The following is an 8511-nucleotide window of genomic DNA, read 5'->3' as shown; positions in this document are numbered from 1 at the left end:
TTATAAAAAAGAGTTTATGATTTCCAGTACTAAATATATTAGAATTTTTAACATTTATATGTTTGTAATTTAGGTATATAATCATTTTTATTTTATACTTTTTAAATTCAATTTTATTTTATAATTTTTTCAAAACGATTTATATATTTATTAACATCGATAATTATAAAAAAAGAATTTTGAAGAATAACTGGGCTATTCTTCAACATAGGAATCTAAATCAATATCTAATTCATCACAGATTCCTTTCAATTGTTCATATAATTTTTCATCAATTGCTACGCCATTAGCTTCAGCTTCAGCAATTCTTTTAACTTCCAAGTCACCAGGAATGGCTACAGTTTCGCCAGTTGCCCTAACCTGTGATACGAAATCTTCGGTATTTGCTTTGAATTCATCAAAGTCGACAAATTTGGAAGGGTCAATTACTACGTATAAGTCTCCTTTTGTACAGTCTTTATCAGGTGAAGCTGTACCGGTTACTCCATGACCGTATCCTGCTTGTACTAATGGTCCAGTTAAAATTTCAATTAATAATGATAATGCGTATCCTTTAAATCCACCAAATGGCAAAATGGATCCTTTTAATGCTTCATCAGGGTCATTTGTAGGGTTTCCATTTTCATCAAGTGCCCATCCATCTGGCAAATCTAGGCCTTTTCTTTTTGATTCAATGATTTTTCCACGTGCAGTTATTGAAGTTGCCATATCTACAGTAATGTATGTATCGGATGGAATTCCTAATGCTAAAGGATTTGTTCCAATTAAAGGTTCTTTACCTCCTAAAGGCGCAATTGCAGGGTCTGTATTTGCAAGCACGAGTCCAATACAGTTTTCCCTTAATGCTAAATCGGAGTAAAATCCAGTAACTCCAAAATGATTGGTATTGTGAACTCCAACACATGCAATACCCACTTCTTTAGCTTTTTTAATAGCGATTTGCATGGCTTTGTAAGATACTGCTTGTCCAAATCCGCTGTTACCGTTAATTAATGCAATTGCAGGAGTTTCTTTTTCAATTGTAATATTGTCTTCCAAGTTAATTGTGCCTGCTTTAATACTAATAAGGTATTGTGGGAATCTACCAAGCCCATGTGATGTAAATCCTTTCAAATCTGCGTCAATTGTCGCTTCTGCAACTAACTCTTGGTCTTCTTCGCTAGCCCCTAACTTAGCTAATATTTCTTTTACAAGAGCTATTTCTTTATCTTTCATTATCTTCATTATATCACTCCTAATTAGTTAATTAAATCAGTATTCAATTTGAGATCCTTCAAAGGCTTTGACTGTAATTTTTTCATCATCAGTTACGCTACCAATGATTTGGCAATCACAATATTCTTTTAAAGTATCCATAATTTTATCTGCTTCTGCCTCATCACAGATAACAACAAATCCGACACCCATGTTGAAAACTCTGTACATTTCTTTGATGTCGACATTTTGTTCATAAATCAGTTTGAATATTTCTGGAACTTCTGGGAGGTCGGTTATGTCATATCCTACACCTTTTTTCAAACGTCTAAGGTTTGTGAATCCTCCTCCGGTAATATGAGCAAGTCCATTAATTTTATATTCTTTTTCAAATAGGCTTACAATAGGTTTGACATATAATTCGGTTGGTCTAATTAATTCTTCACCAATGGTTGTTTCTCCATTTGGCATTTTATCATCTACAGTAAATCCTGCATCATTAAATAATGCTTTTCTGGCTAGACTGTATCCGTTTGAATGGATACCATTACTGTTTATACCAATTAAAACATTTCCAGGTTGGATATCTTCACCTGTAATGATTTTATCAATATCAACAAATCCTATACCAGTTCCTGCAAGATCAAAATCTTTAATAATTCCTGGAAGTGAAGCAGTTTCACCACCGATTATTGCGATTTTTGATTCGATTGCGCCTGCAACAAGTCCTTCAGCAATTTCAGCTGCTCTTTCAGGGTCAGGTTTTTCAACTGCAAGATAGTCCACTAATGCTATTGGTTCGGCTCCGACACATAGGATGTCATTTACAACCATAGCAATACAGTCAATTCCAACTGTATCATATTTGTTCATCATTTCAGCAATTAAAATCTTACTTCCAACACCATCAGTACTCATTGCAATAGCTTTGTCACCTAGTTTGACTAAAGCAGCATAATGACCACTGTCTGTAATAATATCTCTGCATTCTAATGTTGATTTAAGTTTATCAGCTAATTTTGAGACAGTAACAGCTTCTAAATCAATATCAACACCAGATTCTGAATAAGTAACCATTTTTACACCTATTTAAATAAAAAATAAATAATGTTGTAAGTTTACAACATTCTATATTATAGTAATACTTTGTTTTAATTAGTATATAATTATTAATGAATTCTCACACAATCTAAGTTAATTGGAGTTTTGGTCTCAATTTTATAACTTCTATGGATTGAGGATGCAAGATCCACAGTTTTGTATGGGTCTCCATGACAGGTAATGACTTTTTCAGGTCTTGGATTAAGTCTTTTAACGTATTCCATTAATTGTCTTCTGTTGGAGTGACCACTGAATCCATTAATTGTTTTAATCTGCATTTTAACACAGAATTGTCTGGTTCTTCCATCATCATCTTCAAGAGGAATCTCTTTCCAACCTTTTTGAACTCTTCTACCCATTGAACCTTCAGATTGGTATCCTACAAAGATTAATGTATTTTTTTCATCTTCACATAACCATTTGAAGTATTCTACGGAATTTCCTCCAGTTAACATACCGGATGTGGATAAGATGATTGCTGGTTGTCTTGATTCAACAATTTCTTTTCTTTGATCGAAGTTTTGAACCTTTTTAAACATGTCAGAAACAAATGGATTTCTGCCCATGTGGAAAATTTGATCTCTTAAATCTTTGCTTAAGTATTCTGGTCTTGCAGTGTGAATTGCAGTAGCTTCCCAAATCATTCCGTCAATGTAGATTGGCACTTCTTCAATTAAACCATGTCTCATGTATTCTTCTAAAACAACCATAAGTTCTTGTGCCCTTCCTACAGCAAATACAGGAACTAACACTTTTCCGCCACGTTTGAGTGTTTTGTAGATTGTTTTCATCATTTCTTTTTCAGCATTGTTTCTTGAAGGTTGCACATCTTCCTTTCCACCGTAAGTACTTTCCATAATCACGGTTTCGGCACGTGGGAATCTGATTGTTGCAGGTTCAAGTAATCTTGATGGTTCATATTTGAAATCTCCGGTATACACTAAATTATGAGCTCCGTCTCCAATGTGCATATGGCAGATTGCTGAACCTAAGATGTGTCCTGCATTATGTAAAGTTAATCTGATATCCGGTGAAATGTCAGTTACTTCACCATAATCAAGGGTAATTGTATTTTTGATTTGATGTTTTACATCTTTTGAGGTAAATGGTAAAGGATTGCCTTCTCTGTGGGCTATATCCAAATGGTCAAATTGTAAAAGAGTAGTCAAATCTCTTGTTGGAGTTGTACAGTATACTGGTCCATCATATCCATAATGGAAAAGATACGGTACAAATCCGCAATGGTCTAAGTGAGCGTGAGATATGATAACTGCATCCAATTCTTCAATTGAAAATTCTGGTGCATTTAACATTGGAAAAGCGCTTTTGTTGTCTGGTGCTGCAACATTAACACCACAATCTAATAATACACGACTGTTTGGTGTTTGCAAAAGCATTGATGAACGTCCAACTTCCTTAAATCCTCCCATTGAAGTTACTCTTGCCCAATCATTAGGGTATTTGCTTCCTTGGTGGATTTGGCGTCCAAGACGTTGCAATAATTTTTTCCTATCTTTACTGCTATTTTTCTGGATAGTCCTAATTTTTCCAATAATGTCTGAACTGATTGGTGGGGTTCTTAATATTTTAGGTGCCCATCCAGTATTCTTAACAATATTTCTTGATGTCACACCATATTTTCCGATAACGAGTCCAGGTTTTTTAGCAGTAATGACTACTTCACCAGTAACAGTATCAAAGTAAATATCGGTAATTTCAGCTCCTTCCGGAACTATTTCATGAATCTTATTAATAGTAGGTTCAGGTTCAAGTAAAGCACTTTTATCTGACCTAATGATAATTCTTTTTCTCAGTTCTTTTGCAAGTGACCTAATCAAGTCACCGTTTTCTGTTATTATCTCTGGATTTTTGGTATAAACTACTACTTCTGGTCCTTCAAATTCAACTTTTGAAACTTGAATTTCATCAGGTAGTTTTTGCAAAATCTCCTTTTTAATATCCTCTAAAATGTCTGAAGTCATATAATCCCTTCAAAAAAAGTTAGTGTATTAATAATAGTTTATGAAAAGCATTCAAGCTATAATGAGTAAATTTTCATAAACTATGTACACTTTTTTATATAAAAAAATAGTTAGTATATGAAAAATTAGTTTTGCTTATAAATTATCCAATATCTCTTTAATTTTTTCATTATCTAACATTTCAAAGCCGTCTTTGTCCACTTTAGCGACTAAATATCCGTTACCGGAATAAGTGTCACGTTCAGCAGCAGCTCTGATAGCTCTTATGGCTATTTCAATTCCTTCGTCAGTTGTCAAGTCATCTCTAAATCTGTCTTCAAGAACACCGTAAGCTACGATAGAACCTGATCCAGTTGAGATATAAGTGTCTTCAATCATACCGCCAGCAGCGTCTAATGAGTAGAGAGATGGTTTGTCTCCGTCCATTCCACCAAGTAATGTTTGAACATACATTGGTCCGGAACGTAAGATGTTAGCAGTTAATGATGCAGCAGCTTTAACGCTGATTGCGTCGTTGTTTCTCATTTGATATAGAGAAACTTCTGCTTCAATAACTTTCATTAAGCTTTGAGCATCTCCTACTGAACCTGCTATGGTTGTTACAATGTGATCGTCAATTTTAAATATTTTTTCTGCTACTTTGTGAGCTACAAGGTTTCCCATACTAGCTCTTCTTTCGCTTGCAAATACAACTCCATCTTTACAAGTAATTCCAACGGTTGTTGTACCTTCTAGTATTTTATCATCCATTTAAATACACCTCATACAAGTATTTAAAATATCTAATTTCAACTACTCATAGGTAATTTAACAAAATATAAATTAATTTAGTATTAATTTTATTTAAAATCAGAATCAATTATTAGTATAAACTAACAATATTAATATTAGCTATTTCAATATATAAACTTTTCTTATTAGGGTGTGTCGATGAAATATAAAAAAATTGGAGATATTCTAATTTTAGATAAAAATTACTCAAATGAGAATTATGAAAGATTATCTAAAAAACACAATGTTAAAACCATAATGAAGATCAGCCATATTCAAGGAACTAAAAGGGAACCTGTCTATGAGATTCTTTATGGAAATGAAACCGAAACCATTAACAAAGAAAATGGATGTTTGTTCAAACTTGATTTGGCAAAGGTAATGTGGTCAAAAGGAAACAACAACGAAAGATTAAGGATTGCCAAGCTCGTTGAAGATGGGGAGACAGTCATTGACATGTTTGCTGGAATCGGCTATTTTTCCATTCCAATTGGGGTTCATGCAAATGCCAAAGAAGTAATATCCATTGAAATCAATCCAAATTCTTATCATTTTTTATGTGAAAATATCAAGCTAAATAAATTAGATAATATTACTCCGATTTTGGGAGACTGTAAAGATGAGACTCCTAATTTTAAGGCTGACAGAATCATCATGGGTTATGTAAAAACAACCCATCATTACCTGCGCGTTGCAATTAATAGTTTAAATGAGGGGGGAATCCTGCATTACCATGAAACAGTCCCTGAAAAATTAGTCAACACCAGACCCATTTCAAGGATTGTTGCTGAGGCAAACGGCAGGGATGTGGAATTGATAAAAATAAATAAAATTAAGAAATATTCTCCCGGAGTTTGGCATGTTGTTGTCGACGCTAAGATAAATTAGCTATTTTTTCTAGAAGGTTTTCATTTAACCATTCGCCGTTTATGTATTTTTCATAAACACATAACCTTTCAGCCAGTTCAAATCCGGCATCATTGGTTAATTTTTCAAGTTCATCAATGCCTGGCCAAGGAGAAGTAATATTTACATAATCCGGACTCACAGGGGATACTCCGCCCCAATCGTCAGCACCACATAGTAAAAATATTTGGGCGGTATCATTGTTTAGGTTAGGCGGAACTTGTATGCTAACGGCGGCGTCTCCAAATAGTAAAGTTCCAGCAATTACAGTCCTTATCATATCTAAAAAAGTAGGTTCCGGGAAATTTTCCATTTCAATTCCAGGAATCGGTGTGAAATTTTGAATAATCACTTCTTGAATATGCCCATATTCATCGTATAAATCACGAATGGCGAGCAATGATTCAGCAACTTCTTCTTTTGTCTCACCAATTCCAATTAAAATTCCAGTTGTATATGGAATCTTAAGTTTTCCTGCATTTGAAATGGTTTCCAGTCTTAATTTTGGATTTTTGCCCGGACTTTTATTATGGGCGGGCAGTTCCATTAATCTGGATGAGGAATTCTCAAGCATTAAACCTAGGGATGCATTAACCTCTTTTAATCTTTTCAAATCTTCAAAACTAAAGTTTCCACCATTAGTGTGGGGCAGTAATCTTGTTTCATCCAAAGTCATCTGACAGATATCTACAATGTAGTCTATCATTTTGTCATAGCCATATTCCTGTAATTTCAACCTGACGATTTCTTCTTCATCAGCATCTTCGCCAAAAGTAAAGAGGGCTTCTTTACAACCATATTTCTCAGCTTCCTTTAAGCTTTCCAAAACTTCTTGTTTGGTTTTGAGAATGATTGCTTGGGGGTCATCAGGATTTTTTTTAAAATTACAGTATCCACAGTCATTTCTGCAAATTTCAGTCAATGGTATAAAAACATTTTTAGAAAAAGTAATAAGATTATTCTCCCTATATTGCACTGTTTGAGACATGTAATCTATTATCTCGCTATCAGTAGCATTTAAAATTTGGAGAATATCTTCTTTTGTTAAGTTTGAATGCATTATTTCCCTTCACGTTCAGAAACAGTAACTTCCACATAAAGTGGAGGAATTTCATTTTTGTCTTCCCAAATGGCTATTACCACGTCAAAACTTGGAAGTTCAAACACTTTGTATGCAACTACAAGTCCCATTGATTCAAGTTCTGCTTTCATTCTCATGAAACCGTGTTCATCAACGGCATCTGCATTTTTCACACTCTCTTTAATGTGTTTATCTCCAGATTTAAGGATTTCCCCAATTTCATCTGAAGTTGCATCTACTTCGGTTCCACCAAGAATTTCACCAATTTCAGTAAGTTTTGCATCAAATTCACTAATCGGTATTACTGTTCTTGATCTTCCTCTAACAATTAAAATTCTATCATTGTTAATTGCAGGTCTTGATCCTTTAAAAGAATCAAAAAAACCCATTACCTGTCCTGCAATTTCATAGGTTTTTTTCATTAAATCAAATCCTATTAAATATTTAATTCTTCTTTTAATTCACCTAATGTAGTTACTTTTTCAGCAAATGCATTGTGTCTGTGAATACTTTCCTGATTTTCTTGACGTGCAGTTATTATTGTATCGTCAGGCAAATCAGAATATTTTTTAGCTATTTTTTCCATCATGTTTCTAACACAATCTTCAACAAAAACAGGTTTTCTGTGTGCATTCATAACAGTTGCATTTTCATCAGGTCTTTTAAGTAATTCACAAACTGGTGAACTCATAGAATCTTCAATGATTTTGATAAGGTCTTCTGCTTTCACAGTCTTCTCTTCAGGAACTTCAATAAGTAATGTTCCAACTCCCCTCTGGTTGTGTGAAGCAAAAGTAACTGTATCCAGCACCTTTTGTGTAGTTTCTTCATCTAAAAATTCTAATAATTTGAGTTTATCTGATTCTCTTACAGATTCCTGTGCACAAGGACAAACTGTCATTCCAATAACTTCAGCACCAATGCTTTTTTTGATTTCGACGGAACCGTCATCATCTCTAAAACCTTCAGCTTTAGCTATTAACTTAGCCATTTCCTGGGTTTTGTTTTTGGTCACTGGTGACTCCTTCATGAACATGAAATCAGTTGTCATGGAAATCTCAACATGTTTTGCATATTCATGTTTGGTCATCATTTTGTCAACAATCTTTGCACATAATGATTCAATGTCTACTGTAGAATCTTTAGCAACAGTTTCGAGAACTTCGCTAATTGCTTCCGGGTTCCTAGACATGTGAACACCCTTTTGATCATTTGGTAAGTCTACAAATGCGTCAAAAGTAGGCAATAAAATTATTGGCCTTTTATTTGTTCTTTCTAGTTGTAATAATTTCTTTACTCCAGTTACACCTACTCTAGTTAATTTAATAGGTATGCTTGGAGCGTCGTCTTGAGTATCGGGTAAGCAAACTGCCAATTTCATAACCTCTAATATAATTAATTAAATATTATATTTTTTGTATTTCTTTATTTATATACTTAGATAGAATTCATATTCATTTTGAAATATTGAAATTA

8 protein-coding genes are annotated in these 8511 nt (G+C 33.8%); 1 reads left to right on the top strand and 7 read right to left on the bottom strand.

The annotated features are described in order from the left end of the window. Positions 1 to 195 precede the first annotated feature (195 nt). From comC to psmB, 4 genes are all read right to left on the bottom strand, one after another. Positions 196 to 1224: an L-sulfolactate dehydrogenase gene (comC, locus tag ACKI3D_RS03805; protein ID WP_407392433.1), complete on the bottom strand. Its 1029-nt coding sequence runs from the start codon at positions 1222 to 1224 to the stop codon at positions 196 to 198. 27 nt (positions 1225 to 1251) lie between these two features. Beyond that, the gene (gene purM, locus ACKI3D_RS03800) at positions 1252 to 2271 is read right to left on the bottom strand and encodes a phosphoribosylformylglycinamidine cyclo-ligase (RefSeq protein ID WP_407392432.1); all 1020 of its coding nucleotides are present in this window, start codon (positions 2269 to 2271) and stop codon (positions 1252 to 1254) included. A 92-nt stretch (positions 2272 to 2363) separates the two neighbouring features. Then, complete coding sequence (locus tag ACKI3D_RS03795) at positions 2364 to 4277, bottom strand: beta-CASP ribonuclease aCPSF1 (protein ID WP_407392431.1); 1914 nt, start codon at positions 4275 to 4277, stop codon at positions 2364 to 2366. Positions 4278 to 4412: 135 nt separating this feature from the next. After that, complete coding sequence (gene psmB, locus ACKI3D_RS03790; RefSeq protein WP_407392430.1) at positions 4413 to 5027, bottom strand: archaeal proteasome endopeptidase complex subunit beta; 615 nt, start codon at positions 5025 to 5027, stop codon at positions 4413 to 4415. Between the two features lie 180 nt (positions 5028 to 5207). On the opposite strand from psmB, the gene ACKI3D_RS03785 reads away from it, so the two are divergent. Then, the gene (locus tag ACKI3D_RS03785; protein WP_407392429.1) at positions 5208 to 5936 is read left to right on the top strand and encodes a class I SAM-dependent methyltransferase; all 729 of its coding nucleotides are present in this window, start codon (positions 5208 to 5210) and stop codon (positions 5934 to 5936) included. Here the strand turns inward: ACKI3D_RS03785 and cofG are convergent. From cofG to mptA, 3 genes are read right to left on the bottom strand one after another with little or no spacing between them, the layout of a single operon-like run. Further along, the gene (cofG, locus tag ACKI3D_RS03780; protein ID WP_407392428.1) at positions 5923 to 7014 is read right to left on the bottom strand and encodes a 7,8-didemethyl-8-hydroxy-5-deazariboflavin synthase subunit CofG; all 1092 of its coding nucleotides are present in this window, start codon (positions 7012 to 7014) and stop codon (positions 5923 to 5925) included. The two genes, ACKI3D_RS03785 and cofG, sit on opposite strands and share 14 nt — an antisense overlap. After that, complete coding sequence (locus ACKI3D_RS03775) at positions 7014 to 7457, bottom strand: DUF2120 family protein (RefSeq protein WP_407392427.1); 444 nt, start codon at positions 7455 to 7457, stop codon at positions 7014 to 7016. The genes cofG and ACKI3D_RS03775 overlap by 1 nt, the downstream gene beginning before the upstream one ends. A gap of 14 nt (positions 7458 to 7471) precedes the next feature. Then, a complete protein-coding gene (mptA, locus tag ACKI3D_RS03770; RefSeq protein WP_407392426.1) occupies positions 7472 to 8410 on the bottom strand; it encodes a GTP cyclohydrolase MptA in 939 nt (312 codons plus the stop codon). Between the last annotated feature and the right edge of the window lie 101 nt (positions 8411 to 8511).

The sequence above is a fragment of the Methanobrevibacter sp. genome, assembly GCF_045586545.1.
Lineage (GTDB): Archaea > Methanobacteriota > Methanobacteria > Methanobacteriales > Methanobacteriaceae > Methanocatella.
Note: the sequence above shows the minus strand (reverse complement) of the source record. Positions and strands in the feature narration are given on the sequence as shown.